The following is a 17401-nucleotide window of genomic DNA, read 5'->3' on the forward strand; positions in this document are numbered from 1 at the left end:
CGTGACGACGGTAACGACGCAATGCAAAAGGGACGCTGCAAGGCGTCCCTTTGCTTTTTATCCGGCGATTCTTGCGGCTGCGTCAAGCGCGCGCGGTTTTCTCCCGCGCCGCCTTGCCCGCTACCGGCAGCCCCTGCTCATGCGTGCGGCGCATCCGCGCGAGGCCATGCGCGACGTGCTCGCGCACCAGCGCGACAGCCTTCTTCTCGTCGCCGCTCGCGAGCGCCTGCACGATCTTGTCGTGCTCGGCCGCCGACACCGCGATCGCATCTTCCTCGGCCTCGATCGCGGCCTGGCGCAGCAGCCCGAGCTGACGCACGAGCCGGCGGTAGGTGTCGGTCAGGTGCGTATTGCCGACGCCGACGACCATCGCATCGTGGAACTGCACGTTCAGCTCGGTATAGCGCGTGACGTCGTGCGACTTCGCGGCGCCCTTCATCGACTGGATAATGCCCTTCAGCACTTTCAGCGTGTCGGGCGAGATGCGCTTCGCGAGCGCGCGCGCGACCGACTCGTCGAGCATCGCGCGCACTTCGTAGATCTCCTCGGCCTCGCGCAGCGGCACGACGCGCACGGTCACGCCGCGGTTCTTCTCGTTGCGCAACAGTCCGGCCTGCTCCAGCGCGCGGAACGCTTCGCGCACGGGGCCGCGCGACACGTTCAGCTTCGTCGCGATCTCGACTTCGTTGAGCTTCTCGCCTGGTGCGTATTCGCCGGAGACGATCGCGCGCTCGAGCATGTCCTGGACGATCATCGCGAGCGACTGGCTTTGCAGGAGTTCGATGGCACTGAGCGTGTTCGGGGCAGTCATGGTCGGGCAGGCAGCGGGGCTGCGGGTGAAAACGAGGGCGCCGGATCGGCGAATGATCCTTCTATACCCTCGGCCCGACACATTGTCAACAGTCTTCAGTTTCCAAAAACCAATTCCATCTGCCGGGGTGCATCCGGCAGGCGGCCGTCGCACGGCGGGCGAAGCTTGCCCGAACCGCGCGACGTGTGCCGCCCGTCAGGCCGTGTGCTTCACCGGCCCCGGGTCGCTGTGGCTCGGCCGGCCCGTTTCTACGTGGCCCGCGAAGCGGCGCACGACCTTGTCGTCGCCGCCGCGCAGCGTCGTCGCGGTGATCGTCAGATCGTACCAGCCGTGGCTCGACGACAGCGCGAAGTGATCCTCGACGCGCTCGCCCGGCTCCAGCGTGTAGGTGCGCGCATGCGCATGGCTGTACGCGTTGTCGACCGTCACGCGGCACGTCGCGCGCCCGCTGTTGCGCAGTTGCAGGTACACGTGGCGGTTGCGCACGTCGTAGCCGATCTTCGCTTCGGGGTTCGCGTGGCGGCCGTCCGCGGCGAGCCGCGCGTTGCCCTGGAACTCGCACAGATAGCCGTTCGGGCCGTATGCGGCGAGATGGTACTCGCCGTGCGCGGCCGACGTGCTCCACGTATCGACGATGCGGTCGTGCGCGGACACCGCATAACGACGCGGCGGCGTCGCCGGGTTGCGGCGGTCGTACACGTAGAACGCCGCGCCCGCGTCGCCCGAGTTCGCGAAGTCGAGCGACACGCTGTCGTCGTGCCCGCTCACGCGGCTGTGCACGAACAGCTCGTACGGCAGCGCACGCGCGGGACGCGTGCCGGGCTCCTGCGCCGGCATCGACTGCTGCGCGGGCACCTGGTATGCGTGGCCGGCCGTCGCGATGTGCTGCGGCACCGTGAAGCTCACCGTGCGCGTGTCGGGGCGCGCGGAGAAGTCGAATGCCGACGTGAGGTCGCCGCAGATCGACCGGCGCCACGCGCTGATGTTCGGCTCCTGCACGCCGAAGCGCGCTTCGAGGAAGCGCAGCACCGACGTGTGGTCGAACGTCTCCGAGCACACCCAGCCGCCCTTCGTCCACGGCGAGATGATGATCAGCGGCACGCGCGGCCCAAGGCCGATCGGCTGGATGCCGCCCGGGTCGGCGCCCGGCACGAGCGGGCTCATCTCGCCCGGGTACTTGTTGAGGTCGAGCAGCTCGTCGCCGAGGTTCGACAGCAGGTTCGACGACACGATGCCCTGGCCGCCCACGCCGCTCGTCACCGGCGGCACCGGCGGCACCACGTGGTCGAACAGCCCGTCGTTCTCGTCGTAGTTGAGGATGAACACCGTCTTCGCCCACACCTCGGGGTTCGACGTCAGCGCCTCGAGCACCATGTTGATGTAGAACGCGCCGTCGGTCGGCGATGCCTGCGGGTGCTCGCTGTACTTGTACGGCGACACGATCCACGACACCTGCGGCAGCCGGTTCGCCTGCACGTCGGCCTTCAGCTCGGCGAGCGTGTGGTCCGACGCGCCCTTGTCGACCAGCGGGCCGCTCGCGCCTTCCTTCACCTGGAAGCGCTTGAAGAACATCAGCGAGTTGTCGGTGTAGTTGTCGGTCGGGTCGCCCGGGATGCCCGTGCCGCCCTGGTACACCTTCCAGCTGATCTTCGCGTTTTCGAGGCGCTCGGCGTAGGTCGTCCACGTGTAGCCGTTCACGTCGTCGCGCTCGCCGATGCCCGGGCCGTTCGGCGGGTTGCCGTAGATGTTGCGCGGGTCGACCGTGCCGGTCCACAGGTAGATGCGGTTCGGCGCCGTGTCGGCGTGCGCGGAGCAGAAGTACGAATCGCAGATCGTGAACGCGTCGGCCAATGCGTAGTGGTACGTGAGATCCTGGCGCTTCAGGTAGCCCATCGTCAGCACGTCCTGCTTCTGGTTCACCCACTGGTCCCACTGGCCGTTGTTCCAGGCGAGGTGGCCGCTGCTCCAGCCGTGGTTGGTGCCCGGCTGGAATTCGGTCGTCTGCTTCGGATCGAGGTAGAACGGCAGCACGTACGGCGCCGACGGATCGAGGCCGCGCGAATGGTAGTTCTTCGTGAACACCGACGCCGGCGGCTGCTGCCACACCGGTGCGCCGCTCGGCAGCAGGTGCGGGCGCGGGTCGTTGAAGCCGCGCACGCCGCGCAGGCCGCCGAAGTAATGGTCGAACGAGCGGTTTTCCTGCATGAAGATCACGACGTGTTCGACGTCGCGGATCGTGCCGGTGCGATAGGCGGCCGGCATCGCCAGCGCATTGCGGATCGCGGGCGGGAAGCCCGCGTAAGCGGCCATCGCGCCGGCCGACTGCGCGGCGAGGCGCAGGAAATCGCGTCGATTGTTCGAGGACATGAAGAAGACCCTGTGGTCGGTAGGAGTGGGGCGCCGGTCGAGCGGGGCCGGCGGTCGGTGCGTTGCCGTTATTACCCCGCACCGGCATGTCCCGGCCGTGACCGGTTCCAGCAGGTTTCTTGCGGTTACCCCCAGCTTTTTTTCGAAGCGGCATACGACGCGCCTTTCATGCGGCCGACACACGCATGCGCTACGCTGACGCGCGATCAAGAGGGGGAGAAGCCGAGTCGTGTTCGATCAGCTGAAGGCGTTCCACGCGACCGTCCGACAGGGCAGCATCACGCGCGCCGCGCGCCACCTGGGTGTGAGCCAGCCGACGATTGCCGCGCAGATCCGGCAGGTCGAACAAGTGTACGGCGTCGAGCTGTTCTACCGCAGCGGCCGCAAGCTCGAAGTCACCGAGACCGGTATCGACCTGCTGCCGCTCGTCGAGAAGATGATCGCGCTCGAAGCGCAGGCCGACATCATGCTGCGCAACGTCGGCGGCCTGTTCGAAGGCCACCTGCGGATCGGCGCGACGGGCCCGTACTACATCATGGACGCGGTCGGCCGCTTCTCGAACGCGCATCCGTCGATCGCGCTCACGTGCCGGATCGGCAACTCCGAGGAAATCCTGCAGGCGCTGCAGGAATTCCGCATCGATCTCGCCGTCTCGTCGCAGCGCAACGACGCCGACGGCCTCGAACGCAAGGTGATCTCGACCGATCCGCTCGTGCTCGTCGTGCATCGCAACCATCCGCTCGCGCGTTTCGACACGATCGACCCGGTGCAGCTCGCCGACGTGCGGCTGCTGATGCGCGAGGAAGGCTCGGTCACGCGCCGCTGCACGGAGACGATCCTCGCGACGGCCGGCGTCGCGGCCGCGTCGGTCGCCGAGATCGGCAGCCGCGAAGCGATCCGCGAGGCGATCCTGCATGGCGTGGGCGGCAGCCTGTTTCCGCTCGGCGAAGCCGAGCGCCATCCGGACCTGCGCGTGATCGCGCTGCGCGGCATCGACACGACGATCGACGAGTACGTGTACTACCTGAAGGCGCGCCGCCAGAGCCCGGCGATCGACGCGTTCCTCGCCTGCATCCTGCCGGCGGAGCACGCAACGCGCGATGCGACGCGGCGGGCGAACGCGCGCTGAGTCGCCGCGCGTTCGCCGCGTTTTGCGCATTTCCTGGCGCTTTTCGTCGCGCCTTCCCGCGTTTTTTCCTTGCGCCTTCCTTATCGCGTCCGGCCACGCGTCACTTCGGCAGCGCCGGGATCATCCACGTGAACACGTGCTGCTGCAGGAACACGAGCACGCCGAGCAGCAGCGTGAGGATCACGCTGTGCCAGAAGGTGCGCGCGAACACGACGCCTTCCTGCCCCTTCAGGTCCGTCGTCGACACGCCCGTCGCGATGTTCTGCGGCGAGATCATCTTGCCCATCACGCCGCCCGACGAGTTGGTCGCGGCCATCAGCACCGGATCAAGGCCGAGCTGCCTGGCGGCGACGACCTGCAGGTTGCCGAACAGCGCATTGCCCGACGTGTCGCTGCCGGACAGGAACACGGCGATCCAGCCGAGCGACGCGGACACCAGCGGGAACAGCGCGCCCGTCGACGCGACGCCGGTGCCGAGCGTGTAGCTGATCCCCGAGTAGTTCAGCAGGTACGCGAGCCCGACGATCATCATCACCGTGACGATCGCGATCCACGTCTGCCGCCAGGTCTTGACCACGCATTCGAGGAACGCGCCGACGCCGGTGCGCGTCAGCGCGGCCGTGACGATCGCCGAGAGCAGGATCGCGGTGCCCGTGCCGAGCGGCTGGAAATCCCAGATCGCCGCGTACGGCTTGTGGTACAGCGACACGAACACCGCGTTGTGCAGGCCCGGCCACTTGATCTTCACGTCGCCGATCGCCGCGACGTTCGCGTGCACCCATACGATCACGACCACCGACACGACGAGCCACGGCAGCCAGCCGCCGAAGCCCGCGCGCGCGGCGCCGGCCGCCGCGGGCACGCTGCGCGCGAGCGCGTATTGCGGATCGGGCTGCGGCTTCCACAGCTGCAGAAAGCCGATCGTGACGATCAGCGACGTGAGCGACGACAGCACGTCGGTGAGCTGGTAGCCGAGGAAGTTCGACGTGACGAACTGCGCGAGCGCGAAGCTGGCGCCCGACACGAGCAGCGCGGGCCACAGCTGCTTGATCGAACGCAGCCCGCCATACGCGCCGACCACATAGAACGGCAGCAGCAGCGCGAAGAACGGCAGCTGGCGGCCGACCATCTGCGCGAGCGTCGCGGGCGGCAGCGACGTGACCGCGCCGAGCACGGTGATCGGCACGCCGAGCGCGCCGAACGCGACCGGCGCCGTGTTGAACAGCAGCGTATAGGTGAGCGCTTCGAGCGCGGGGAAGCCGAGCGCGATCAACAGTGCGCTCGTGATGGCGACCGGCGTGCCGAATCCGGAGATCCCTTCGAGCAGGCAGCCGAACGAGAACGCGACGACGAGCAGCACGAGGCGGCGGTCGTCGGGCAGGTTGTCGAGCATCCACTGCCGGAACTGGTCGAAGCGGCCCGATTTCACCGCGATGTTGTACAGCAGCAGCGCGTTGAAGACGATCCACATCACGGGCACGACCGCGAGCGCCATGCCCGCACCGACCGCGTTGAACGCGAGCCCGGCCGGCATGCCCCACGCGCCGATCGCGACCGCGAGGCCGGTGACGAGCCCGGCGAGCGACGCCTGCCAAGCGGGGCGGCGCAGCACGCCGAGCGCGATCAGTGCGACCGCGATCGGGATCACGGCGACGAGGAAGGACAGGAACAGCGAGTTGGCGATCGGCGTCAGCGGCTGCGCGAAGACGATGCCGGGCGGTAGGGCGTCGGTGGGATTCATCGTGTCTCCAAAGGCGACCCGGGTTGGCGCGTCAGCGCCCCCGGATTCGGTGCAAAGCGACGTTCTGCAGTCGCGCCAACGATCGGGCACTTGTGCACGCAACTACGTTGCACGGCCAACCGATCGGTCGCTTAAAAGAGGTTAGGAGGCGTACGGCGCTTGTACAAGGGGGACAAGCCCGAAATGCAGCAACCCGATACGGACCATCCGACGCACGATGACCGGCAGTTGGCGGGCCGCTGTCGCACCCGACAGGAAACCCGTCGCGAACGGCCCATCGGCGTGCGCGACATCATCACCTGCGCAATGTTGCGCGCGCGACAAAGGAGACTACCGGCAAGCGGGATGTTTCGTTTGGCATCCGAAGCCTAGACTGGCCGCATCGATTCCGCCCGCGCCGACGACGGCGCGGCACCTCACGGAGCGAACACGATGAAGACGATGAAACAGGCGGCATGCGCATTCCTGCTGATCGGCGCGGTTTTCGCCGCCCATGCACAGGCCGCATCGACGCTGACGCGCGCGGAGGTCCGCCAGGAACTCGCGGAACTGGAGGCCGCCGGCTACCGGACGAGCCTCGCGAGCAGTCCCGACTTTCCGGAGAACATGCAGGCGATCATGCGGCGCGCCGCGCAGGCACGCGGCGACGATGCCGGTTACGGCAACAACGGCCCGGCGCACGTAGAATCGGGCAAGCCGGCGCTGCCGCACGCGATCGATCGCGGCACGTACGCGCATCACTGAACGCGGACTGAACCGGACTGAACCGGTAACGGCGCGGCGCGACCAGCGCCGGCCGACACGCACGCGGCCTGCACACCAACGCGTGCGGCCGCGTGCGCGATCCTCAGACGCTGAAGCGGTTCAGCGTATACGCGCGATAGGCTGCGACGAACGCGTCGAACGATCCGGCCTCCTTCGCTTCGAGTTCAGCCTGCTCGGCCAGCGACTTCGCGGCGAGCGCCTGCTCGGTGCGCAGCGTGTCCGCCGACGGCGGATGTGCGCGGAAATACGCGGCATGCGCTTCGCTCTGCGCCAGCGCGAACGCAAGGAACGACTGCCCGTTCTCGCGCATCGTGCGCAGCACGCGCGCGGACGGCGTGCGCTCCGGATCGGCGAGCTTCTCGCGCTGCGCGGCGATCGCGCGCGCATGCTCGTCGCCGCCGCGGATTTCATCGAGACGGCGGCCGACGGTTTCGATATCGGCCATCAGATCGTCCGCCCACGCCTGCAGCGTGATCGGCTGCCCGTCTCGCGACAGCGTGAGCCCCGGCTTGCGGCCTTCCATCGTCACGCTGCCGAAGTTCGCGTTCGCTTCCTTGTACGCGTCGCAGTCGAGCGGCGCGCTGTCGTCGAGCGCGCACGCGAGCAGGAATGCGTCGATGAAGCGCGCGGTCTCCAGCGCGATGCCGGTCGGCGCGAACGGATCGATGTCGAGGCAGCGCACCTCGATGTACTGCACGCCGCGCGATGCGAGCGCATGCAGCGGACGTTCGCCCGAATACGTGACGCGCTTCGGCCGGATCGTCGAGTAGAACTCGTTCTCGATCTGCAGCACGTTCGTGTTGATCTGGATCCACTCGCCGTCGCGATGCGTGCCGATCGCCTCGTAGGCGGGATACGGCTCGCTGACGGCCTTCGACAGCGCGTCGAGATAGCCGGGCAGCGTGTTGTAGTCGACGTGCAGCGCGGCTTGCGCGGTCGTGTTCGAGTAGCCGAGATCGCTCATCCGCAGGCTCGTCGCATACGGCTGGTACAGCGTATCGGCGTCGAACGTATCGAGCTTGTGCGGCTTGCCGCGCAGGAATTTCGTGTCGAGCGCGGGCGACGCGCCGAACAGGTACATCAACAGCCAGCTGCGGCGGCGGAAGTTGCGAATCTGCGCGAGATAGCGCTCCGACTGGTAATCGACGAGCGTGGCCGTCGACCCTTCTTCCGCGTGCAGGCGCCGCCACACTTCCTCGTGCAGCGAGTAGTTGTAGTGGATGCCGGCGATGCACTGCATCGTGCGGCCGTAGCGATACGCGAGGCCGCGCCGGTACACCGTCTTCAGGCGGCCGATGTTCGACGTGCCGTAGTCGGCGATCGGAATCTGGTCGTCGGCCGGCAGCAGGCCCGGCATCGAGTCGTTCCACAGCATCTCGTCGCCGAGCGATGCATAGACGTAGCGATGCAGCTCGTCGAGGCGTTCGAGCGTGATCGCGGCGTCCGGTTCCGCGGGCGTGATCAGCTCGATCAGCGCTTCGGAGTAGTCGGTCGTCAGCGACGGGTGCGTGAGTGCCGAACCGAGCGCGCGCGGATGCGGCGTGAACGCGATCATCCCGTCGCGCGTCACGCGCAGGCTTTCCTTTTCGATGCCGCGCAGGCCGTCGGGCAGATGCTGCCGCGTCGGGCCCGAGCTCAGTGCTTCGAGGCGATTCAGCAGCAGTTCGGACTGGCGGTGAGTCATGGTGTTCGACATGGAGACGCAAGTGCGTGACGGCCGCGCGCAGAACGCCGCGCGCGGCCGGCTGGATTGTTGGTCGCTTCGTTGGTAGCGGGCACTTTAACATCTCGCCGGAACACGCGCTTGAGGTGGCCGCGGGCATGGCTCGCGGGCCGGAGCGGGCCGCCGGACGGGCCGATCGCGGCTGTCGCAGCCTGTGTTACCGGATTCAGGCGGCACCGATCGGCACGTCGGTCACGCGAATTCGTCCGACGGATCGTGACGCGCGTTGCGGCCTCGTCCGGTCGCACCCGAGCGCGGGCCGCCGCCGTCACCCGCCGCGCGCGCCGCCCGCCCGGTCGGCCACTTCGTTCCACAAATGCAGCGCCGCATACGCGCGCCACGGCCGCCAGCCTTCGGTGCGGCGCTTCTGGCTCGCCAGCCGGTCGAGCGCCGGATCGCGTGCGGCGATCGACTGCATCAGCACGAGATCGGATGCCGGCCACGCGTCCGGGTCGCGCCACGCGCGCATCGCGATGTATTCGACGGTCCACGGGCCGATGCCGGGCAGATCGAGCCACGCGCCGCGCAGCGTCGCGAGATCGGCATGCGCGCGATCGACCGGCACGTCGCCGGCCGCCACCGCGCGCGCCACGCCCGTCAGTGCCGCAACGCGCTTGCCGGGCATCCCGATCTTGTCGAGATCGCACGCGGCCAGCGCGTCGGGTGTCGGGAAACGCCATGCGGGCGCGCCGTCGTCGATATGCACCACGCGCTCGCCGGCCCGTTCGACGAGCCGGCCGACGATCGTCGTCGCAGCCTTCACGCTCACCTGCTGGCCGACGATCGCGCGCACGGCCAGCTCGAACCCCGACCATGCACCCGGCACGCGCAGCCCCGGCGCGGCCTCGACGAGCGGCGCGAACCACGGATCGCGCGCGAGCCCGCCGCCGATCGCGGCCGGATCGGCGCCGAGGTCGAACATCGTCGCGACACGCGCGGCGAATGCATCGTCGACATGACGCGCGACCGCCCCTTCGACCGTCGCGATCAGGCAATGCTTGCGCGGATGTTTCGTGACGGTGAGCCGGCCGGAGTCGCCATGCAGGTCGACGATGCGGCGATACACGCCGTCCGCGACCTGCTCGACACCCGGAATCGCGCGCCCGCTGAAGAAGCGCAGAACACGCGCCCAGTCGTAGGGCGCGTTGAAGCGCAGTTCCATCTGCGCGGACGGCGGCACATGGCCGCCGTTCACGGTTGACGTGATTGTTGTTTTAGCGATGCTCAAACCGCACTTCCCTCCGTCACGGCTTCGGTTTCATCGTGATGCGCATGGCGCGCCTCGGACGCGAGCAGCGTCGCCTTGCGGCGCACGCCCCAGCGATACCCGGCGAGCGCGCCGCCCTTTTGCACGACGCGGTGGCACGGGATCGCGAGCGCGACCGGGTTCGACGCACACGCGGACGCGACGGCGCGCACCGCGCGCGGCGAGCCGAGCGCCTCGGCGATCTCCGAGTAGCTGCGCGTTTCGCCGTACGGAATATGCGTCAGCGCTTCCCACACGCGCTGCTGGAACGCGGTCGGCGCGATATCGAGCGGCAGGTCGAATGCGTGCCGCGTGCCGTCCAGGTACGCGCGGATCTGCGTGACGAACGGCGCGAGCCGCGCGGACGATTCGACCAGTTCGGCGCGCGCGAACGCGTCCTTCAGCTCGCCGACCAGCAACGCCGGTTCGTCGCCGAACGCGATCCGGCAGATGCCCTGTCCGGTCGCGGCGACGAGCACCGTGCCGAGCGACGTCGACGCGGTCGCATAGTCGATCCGCAGGCCGGCGCCCTGGCGGCGGAACGCGGACGGCGCCATCCCGAGCTCGCGCGGCACCGACGCATAGAGCCGCGACGGCGAGTTGAAGCCCGCATCGACGGCCGCCTGCGTGACCGGCTGCCCGCTTTGCAGCGCCTGCCGCAACGCGGCGCCGCGCTGCGCGGCCTGGTACTGCCGCGGCGACACGCCAACCACGCGCTTGAAGAGCCGCTGCAGGTGGAACGGGCTCACGTGCACGGCATCGCTCAGTTGCTGAAGCGTGAGCCGCTCGCCATGCGCGTCGAGCACCGCGCACGCGCGGTTGACGATCTCGAGTTCGCGCGGCAGCCCTTCCGGCTGGCACCGCTTGCAGGGCCGGAAGCCGGCCGCACGCGCGGCCGCCGGATCGGCGAAGAAGGACACATGCTCGCGGCGCGGCAGCCGCGACGCGCAGGTCGGACGGCAAAACACGCCGGTCGTGCTCACGGCATAGAAGAACGCGCCGTCCGCATGCGGATCGCGCTCGGTCACGGCGCCCCAGCGGGCATCGTCGGTCGGATAGGCGGTTTTCATCTGAACCTCGCACTCTCTAGTGTAGATGGTGCCTACTCTAGACACCGGCACGTGCCGTCGCGCCCTGAATCTTGCTCTGTGATTCGCGCCGGCGAACCGGGGGCGGATCACCCCGAAATAAATCGGACAAAACGCCCGCTCCGGCTGATCCGGCGCGGTTTTCGTCATTGTCCCGTCACCAATTTGCTGCAGTGCGGATGCGACAAATCGCCGTCCTGACGTTTTTTTGCATTCTGAATATTGCGTCGCACCATCGCCGTGTGTATAGTTGGAACTGTCTCCTCCATGTCTCCTCCTGATATGGATTAAGCCCGTTCCGCTCTGCGTGAACGGGCTTTTTTTCGTCTGTCGATTGTGCCGCGTTCCGGCCGGCGTCGCAGGCGCGTTGCGTCTACACTCGATGCTCGTCGACTACGAACGGAGCCTGCCCATGAAACCCACCATCCGCGCGATCGATCACATCGTGCTGCGCGTGACCGACATGGCGGCGATGACGCGCTTTTACTGCGACGCCGTCGGCTGTCACGTGGAGAAGGAACAGCCCGATCTGGGCCTCGTGCAGTTGCGCGCCGGCGATGCGCTGATCGACCTGCTGTCGGTTGGCGGCCCGATCGACCGTCCCGACAGCGGCCCGCCCGGCACGGGGCGCAACCTCGATCACCTGTGCCTGCGCGTCGAGCCGTTCGACCCCGACGCACTGATCGCGCATTTCGCCGCGCATGGCGCGCGGCCGGGCGCCCCCGCGGAGCGCTACGGCGCCGGCGGCTACGGGCCGTCGATCTACCTGTTCGATCCCGAAGGCAACATGCTGGAATTCAAGGGGCCGCCGGCCGCGATCGGCTGAGCACGGCCGGTGCGCGGGCCGTCACGCGCCCGCGCGCGCCTTCAGCACCGTCCATTCGACCGCGACCGGATCGTGGTCCGCGCTCGAGATCCACGCCGCGCCGTCCTGCACCGTGCACTGCAGGCGCATCGTGCGCTCCGCGAGCTGCCCAAGCTCGGCCGCGACGCCATCGGCGAGCGACAGCACCTGCACGTTGCGCAGCCGCTCGACCTTGCTGCGCACGCCCTGCCACCAGATATCCGACGTCTTGCCGCCGTACGCGATCACCGTGACCTGCCCGGCGCGGCCGGCCGCCTTCGAGATGCGCCGTTCGTCGGGCTGGCCGGCCTCGATCCACACGTCGATCGCGCCCGTCAGGTCCTTCTGCCACAGATCGGGCTCGTCGACGTCCGACAGCCCCTTGCAGAATTCGAGCCGCTCGTGCGCGAACAGTGCGAACGCGACGATGCGCACCATCATCCGGTCGTCGGTTTCCGACGGATGGCGCGCCACCGTCAGCGCGTGATCGGCGTAGTAATGCCGATCCATGTCGGCAATTTGCAGTTCGGCTTTGTAGATCGTGGATTTCAGCGCCATGCGGATGCGGCCCGGGCGGGCATTCGGTTCGGTCGGGCCGTGATGATACCGAATGCGCGCCGTCCGGCGCGTGTCATGTGTGCCCTCACAGCGCAACGGCCCGGCATGCACCGGGCCGTGTTCGGTTCGCGCCGCCGGCTGATCGGGCCGGCGCGCTCGCGCGTCGTGCGACTGCGCAGGACTGTGCGGTTATTGCTTGACGAAGCGCGAATCGGCCCAGAGACCCTGCTGGTCGCTGTTGTCTGCGCTGACGAACTGCACGTCGCCCTGGTCGACCGACACCACGCGGAAACGCTGGCCTTCCGGCACCGACAGGCAGCGGTAGTCGTCGAAGTACTGCTGCTTCGCCTGCGACTTGCCGTCGCGCTCGTGATTCAGTACGGAATCCAGATTGTCTTTCGACAGGCAGCCCCAGGCATTCTTCGTCAGCTGGATTTCCTGCTTCGGCTTGACGGCCGAATCGCCGCCGGCCTGGGCAATCGACACTGCGCAAAATGCGCCGACGAGGGCAAAAAGGATACCGGTACGCTTCATCATTTTTTGTCTCCAGGCTTGCGGGCACCAGGCTTGGGTTAGCTATGTGTTTAAAGGTGATCGTGAACCCACGTTTTTCACTTTAGAAGACCGGCAAGCGATAGCAAGCACATTTGTTGTGCGACCGCAATAGCGGCGGATTGTCGCACCCCGTGCGCAGCGTGTTTTCCGTGCGGGACCACGGCTGCCGCGTGGTGGACAGGCTCGTGGCGCCGGGCGGAAAGCATTACCCGGCAAGACTTTCAGCAAAGTTACAAGGCGGCGATTGAACGGTTTGGATAATCCATTTCGATATCCGGATCATTTTGATGCGCCGCACATAAAGTCATTCGAAACGATCCGACTTTACCGCAGCGCGGAATCGCATTTACCTGATACAAGAAAAATGCCAGGTATAAGCGCATCCGTATTTATCCGTGTTTCCCCGCATGCATCCTGCGCCCGCGGAGGCCGTGCCGCAGGCGTCTTTCGTCAGCGTGTTTACCCTGCTTTATTCAGGCCGATTTCTGGCGCTCGAAATAATCGCGCTGGAAGATGCACATGCGATAAGCATTGTGATACGCGCCGTTGCCGAAAAATTCTTCCTTCAATTCAGCCTCGTGCTGGAACCCGCATTTTTCGTACACGTGAATCGCCGCCGCATTCGTCGTATCGACGATCAGGTACAGCTTGCGCATGTTCAGTACGTTGAATGCGTACTTGATCGCGAGGCGCGTCGCCTGGCCCGCATAGCCGCGCCCCTGGCATTGCGGCGCGATGATGATCTGGAACTCGCCGCGGCGATGGATGTAGTCGAGCTCGATCAATTCGACGAGACCAACCAGTTCGCCTTGCGCATCGACCGCGACGAAACGGCGCTCGCGCTGGTCGTGCACGTGGCGGTCGTACAGTTGCGACAGTTCCGAGAAGGTTTCGTACGGCTCCTCGAACCAGTAGCGCATGATCTTCGCGTCGTTGTTCAACTCGTGGACGAAGCGCAGGTCCTGGCGCTCCAGCGGCCGCAGCGCAAGCGTGTTGGTATCGTTCTGGAGTTGCATGTTCATGTCCTTTTTGATGCCGGCGCACGTGCGGAACGCCCGCGCGGCGCGGCCGCGCTCGGGTCTGTTCCGCACTGCAAGAAGTTGAACGCCGGCGAAGTTCAGAGCCTAGAATGTGAGCAAGGGTTCCTGCCACCGCAAGGAGGCTATCGTGATCGAGCAAGTCATACTCGGTATTTTTCTCGTACTGCCGCTCGTGATCGTCACGGCGCTGTTTTCCGACGAACTTTGGCAGGAACATCGGCGCCAGCATCCGCGCGACGAAAACGCCCCGCACATCGACTGGAAGCATCCGTGGCGCCGCGTGCGACGCGGGCATTAAGCCGATCGCCGTCGATCCGCGGCACGCGCCGGCCGGGCCACCCCGGGTCGGACAACGCGTAGTGCACCCTTATTCCGCTTCGATCCGATTCCCGCCCAACCCGCGAGACGCCGACGTGAACGACAAGCCCACCCTCCCTCCGCACGATATTCCCAACGAAACGATCGACCTGCAGATCGCCGACGTGCTGGCGGCCGTCCGCTACCCGGCGAACAAGGATGCGATCGTCGATGCCGCGCGCGACGCCGGCGCCAGCAACGAGGTGCTGTCGATGCTCGACGGCCTGCCCGAACAGGACTACGCGGACGTCGACGCCGTCACACACTGGGTCGCCGGCAACTTCGGCCCGGGGCTCGGCATTTGAGCGCGCGCCAATAACGCGATAGGATCGGGCCGCACCGGTCGCGTCGCGGCCGGGATGCGCGACGCCCGGCGCAAGAGCGGGCGTTTGCGCACGCGTGTCCGGGGGACTCCATGGAAGGCATCCTGATCCAGCACACGACGCGTCGTCAGCTCTGGTTCGGCGCGCTGACGGCGCTCGTCATCCTGCTCGCGCTCGGAATCGCCGCGCCGCACGCGAACGTCACGCTGCCGGCCGTCGAGCCGTTCATGCCAATGTGCGCGCTCACCGTGTTCACGACCGCAAGCATCGCCGCGTTCTTCCTCGGCGCGCAGTTCACTGTGACGCGCCAGCCCGTGCTCGGCGCGCTCGGCGGCGCCTATGCGTTCACCGCGCTCGCCGTCGCGCTGCAGTTGCTCACCTTTCCGGGCGTGTTCGCGCCGCACGGCCTGCTCGGCGCACGCCCGCAAAGCGCCGCGTGGATGTGGATCTTCTGGCATGCGGGCTTCCCGTGCTTCGTGATGGCCGCGCTGCTCGCGCGCGAACGACTGACGCGCGCACCGGTCGGCGAACAGCAGACGCGCCGGTGGACCGTCGCGCTCGTCGGCGGGCCGGCCATCGCGGCAGCGCTGCTGTGCGCGCTCGCGCTGAACGTGCCGCTGCCGCCCGCGTTCCATCCGCCCGGCGACGCGGCCGTGCTGCCCTTCAACGGCGTCGCGCTCGTCGTGTGGATACTCAACGCGCTTGCGCTCGTGGCCGTGCTGGCCACCGGTCGGCTGCGCACGACGCTCGACCTCTGGCTCGCGATCGCGGTGCTCGCGTGTCTCACCGACACGACGCTGAACCTGCTGACCACGAACCGCTTCACGGTCGGCTGGTACGTCGCGCGCGTGTTCAGCATGTTCACGCCCGGTGTGCTCGTGTGCGTGCTCGCGTGGGAAGTGACGATGCTGTACCAGCAGTTGTTCGAGGCGCATGCAATGCTGATTCGTTCTTCCGCTCGCGACGGGCTGACGGGCGCGTTCAACCGCAGCCACTTCAACGATCATTTCCACACGCTGTTCCTGCAGGCGCGGCGGCAAGGCGAACCGCTGTCGCTGCTGATGGTCGACGTCGATCACTTCAAGGCATACAACGATGCGTTCGGTCACGTGAAGGGCGATGCGTGCCTGATCGCGATCGCAAATGCGCTGGCCGGCGCGGTGAGGCGGCCAGCGGATATCGTCGCGCGTTACGGCGGCGAGGAGTTCGCGATCGTGCTGCCGAACACGGGTGTGCGCGGCGCGCGGGTCGTTGCCGAGGAGGCGCACGAAGCGGTGCTGCGGCTGGACCTCGCGATGCCTGCTTCGCCGGCAGGACGCGTAAGCGTCAGCGTCGGCTGTGCGACCGTGTCGGCCGACGATCTGTCCACGCCCGATGCATTGATCGAAGCCGCCGATGCCGCTCTGTATCGTGCGAAGGATGCGGGGCGGAACAGGGTTGTGGTCGCCTGAATACGTCTGCTGTTTGGGGTATTTGTTACGGTCATTTTGACCGGAATAATGCGCCGTTACGCAATGCGGGGCAGGGATACCAATGCTTACAGCCGGTGTTCGGGGCGCTCGCTATGCTCGGTTTCATATCGAACCCGAGCAGGTGAGCGCCATGAAGAAAACCCTTTTGCTGATTGCCGGCGTCGCCGTGTTGCTGAGCGGCTGTATCGTCGTGCCGGACGGCGGGTATTATGGTGGTGGCGGGTATTACCACCATCATCGGCATTGGGATTGATGCGGGTGGGGGTCCGGACGAGTCGATCAGCATGCTCGCCCATGCTGGATCGATGATCCGGACCGCAACTCAATCAGGCCGGCGTAGTCACTCTGCACGCCAGCAGCTACATTCACCTGGCACGCTGTCGATCGCATTTGCATCGACCGTCGCCCAATCGGAGCCCCACTCCCTTGAGCGCGATGTGCTTGCGAAGCATAAGCGCCGAACGTGGTCTGCTAGGGAAGCCGCGCCAACATCCGGTCAAGAAAAGTCGGCGGCAAACTGATTGCGCCGAACTCGAGCCCTTGGGGGTACATCAATGCCTCCTTCGCCCAATGAAGCTCAACAGGTAAGCGAGACCCGTCCCGATACGTTCGCTCGGCGACGAGGTGCTCGCCCCCCCTGTCGTAGAGCCTGAGAACGATCGTATCTCCAAAATAACAGTACCGTGCCCAATAGCCACCGTGCGAAGAACGCTCGATCTTTTGTTCGCGTGAATCGCAAATCGCGCGCAGTTGTACGTCTTTCCAGTAGCTTCAGCCAAACCCGAGGACAGTGACGACGGCAGCCGAAACGAATGCGCGCCGAATGAAAATCCTAATCTCACTCGCAATAACATCAGCCCAACCTCTTGAGCCAGATAAGAAAGCATTCAGCAATCTCACTGCCGAAGCGAGCACGACAACGGGCAATATTATCGTCAGGAGGGCTATCATTAACAACACGCCCGAATCATTAATACGAAGATTCATGTGAGCCGAAGTTTGATGGGTTCCTGCAACGTCACTTAGCAGTAGTCCGAAAAAAATAACAAAATCGCCGCCTCGATGATGACGCCGCTACCACTCGCGAAATGAGCCATTCCGGACCGGGTAATAGACATTCCCCGCGACTCGCATATCACCGACCGCAACGGGATATTCTACCCGTGGAATACCCGCTGCGCCGGCCACCGTTGACGCCAGCACAATGATAGCTAACGCCCGACCCGTCACCTTGCCAAGAAAAATAAAAAGTCGCAACTCCTTTGAATATCTGCATACCTATCGACGGCCAAGAAAACCCCAAGAATATTTGACCCTAAACCCAGTCACGTTAACAACGATTTCGAACTAGCTCGATTGATTTTACGGGTGCGATCACGCTA

General features: G+C 66.2%; 16 protein-coding genes. 7 read left to right on the forward strand and 9 right to left on the reverse strand.

What is annotated here, in order from left to right:
* Positions 1-82: 82 nt before the first annotated feature.
* Both AC3WLY_RS16815 and AC3WLY_RS16820 read right to left on the reverse strand, forming a co-directional pair.
* Positions 83-811: a phosphonate utilization associated transcriptional regulator gene (locus AC3WLY_RS16815; RefSeq protein ID WP_492310066.1), complete on the reverse strand. Its 729-nt coding sequence runs from the start codon at positions 809-811 to the stop codon at positions 83-85.
* A 195-nt stretch (positions 812-1006) separates the two neighbouring features.
* Entirely contained in the window at positions 1007-3178 is a 2172-nt protein-coding gene (locus tag AC3WLY_RS16820; RefSeq protein WP_492310065.1) for a phosphocholine-specific phospholipase C, read from the reverse strand.
* A 229-nt stretch (positions 3179-3407) separates the two neighbouring features.
* Here AC3WLY_RS16820 and AC3WLY_RS16825 point away from each other — a divergent pair, with 229 nt between their 5' ends.
* Positions 3408-4307, forward strand: a complete 900-nt coding sequence (locus tag AC3WLY_RS16825) for a LysR family transcriptional regulator (protein WP_492310064.1) — start codon at positions 3408-3410, stop codon at positions 4305-4307.
* Positions 4308-4407: 100 nt separating this feature from the next.
* On the opposite strand, the gene AC3WLY_RS16830 is transcribed toward AC3WLY_RS16825, so the two are convergent.
* Positions 4408-6048 (reverse strand): L-lactate permease, encoded by a 1641-nt coding sequence (locus AC3WLY_RS16830; protein ID WP_425132067.1) that lies wholly within the window; start codon positions 6046-6048, stop codon positions 4408-4410.
* 432 nt (positions 6049-6480) lie between these two features.
* Between AC3WLY_RS16830 and AC3WLY_RS16835 the strand changes: the two genes are divergently transcribed.
* Positions 6481-6792: a DUF4148 domain-containing protein gene (locus AC3WLY_RS16835; RefSeq protein WP_175963264.1), complete on the forward strand. Its 312-nt coding sequence runs from the start codon at positions 6481-6483 to the stop codon at positions 6790-6792.
* Positions 6793-6895: 103 nt separating this feature from the next.
* On the opposite strand, the gene gshA is transcribed toward AC3WLY_RS16835, so the two are convergent.
* The 3 genes from gshA to ada form a co-directional block, all read right to left on the reverse strand.
* Positions 6896-8509, reverse strand: a complete 1614-nt coding sequence (gene gshA, locus AC3WLY_RS16840) for a glutamate--cysteine ligase (RefSeq protein WP_175963263.1) — start codon at positions 8507-8509, stop codon at positions 6896-6898.
* Between the two features lie 295 nt (positions 8510-8804).
* A complete protein-coding gene (locus tag AC3WLY_RS16845) occupies positions 8805-9764 on the reverse strand; it encodes a DNA-3-methyladenine glycosylase family protein (protein ID WP_492310063.1) in 960 nt (319 codons plus the stop codon).
* The gene (gene ada, locus AC3WLY_RS16850) at positions 9761-10852 is read right to left on the reverse strand and encodes a bifunctional DNA-binding transcriptional regulator/O6-methylguanine-DNA methyltransferase Ada (RefSeq protein WP_492310062.1); all 1092 of its coding nucleotides are present in this window, start codon (positions 10850-10852) and stop codon (positions 9761-9763) included. Before ada ends, AC3WLY_RS16845 begins: the two co-directional genes overlap by 4 nt.
* Positions 10853-11282: 430 nt before the next feature.
* On the opposite strand from ada, the gene AC3WLY_RS16855 reads away from it, so the two are divergent.
* Positions 11283-11696, forward strand: a complete 414-nt coding sequence (locus AC3WLY_RS16855; protein ID WP_034179392.1) for a VOC family protein — start codon at positions 11283-11285, stop codon at positions 11694-11696.
* A 21-nt stretch (positions 11697-11717) separates the two neighbouring features.
* Here AC3WLY_RS16855 and AC3WLY_RS16860 read toward each other — a convergent pair whose 3' ends face one another.
* From AC3WLY_RS16860 to speG, 3 genes are all read right to left on the reverse strand, one after another.
* The gene (locus AC3WLY_RS16860) at positions 11718-12272 is read right to left on the reverse strand and encodes a YaeQ family protein (RefSeq protein ID WP_072437633.1); all 555 of its coding nucleotides are present in this window, start codon (positions 12270-12272) and stop codon (positions 11718-11720) included.
* A gap of 189 nt (positions 12273-12461) precedes the next feature.
* The gene (gene sap1 / locus AC3WLY_RS16865) at positions 12462-12809 is read right to left on the reverse strand and encodes a surface attachment protein Sap1 (RefSeq protein ID WP_034179393.1); all 348 of its coding nucleotides are present in this window, start codon (positions 12807-12809) and stop codon (positions 12462-12464) included.
* A 491-nt stretch (positions 12810-13300) separates the two neighbouring features.
* Complete coding sequence (speG, locus tag AC3WLY_RS16870) at positions 13301-13843, reverse strand: spermidine N1-acetyltransferase (protein WP_175963260.1); 543 nt, start codon at positions 13841-13843, stop codon at positions 13301-13303.
* A gap of 151 nt (positions 13844-13994) precedes the next feature.
* Between speG and AC3WLY_RS16875 the strand changes: the two genes are divergently transcribed.
* The 4 genes from AC3WLY_RS16875 (at position 13995) to AC3WLY_RS16890 (ending at position 16272) form a co-directional block, all read left to right on the forward strand.
* Positions 13995-14165, forward strand: coding sequence for a hypothetical protein (locus AC3WLY_RS16875; RefSeq protein ID WP_034179470.1), 171 nt, complete (start codon positions 13995-13997; stop codon positions 14163-14165).
* A gap of 115 nt (positions 14166-14280) precedes the next feature.
* The gene (locus tag AC3WLY_RS16880) at positions 14281-14529 is read left to right on the forward strand and encodes a DUF2795 domain-containing protein (RefSeq protein WP_425132063.1); all 249 of its coding nucleotides are present in this window, start codon (positions 14281-14283) and stop codon (positions 14527-14529) included.
* Between the two features lie 110 nt (positions 14530-14639).
* Positions 14640-15998, forward strand: a complete 1359-nt coding sequence (locus AC3WLY_RS16885; RefSeq protein ID WP_310135836.1) for a diguanylate cyclase — start codon at positions 14640-14642, stop codon at positions 15996-15998.
* Positions 15999-16149: 151 nt separating this feature from the next.
* The gene (locus AC3WLY_RS16890; RefSeq protein WP_256260617.1) at positions 16150-16272 is read left to right on the forward strand and encodes a hypothetical protein; all 123 of its coding nucleotides are present in this window, start codon (positions 16150-16152) and stop codon (positions 16270-16272) included.
* The last annotated feature ends 1129 nt before the right edge of the window (positions 16273-17401 follow it).

The sequence above is a fragment of the Burkholderia sp. FW306-1C-G01B genome (assembly GCF_058781685.1).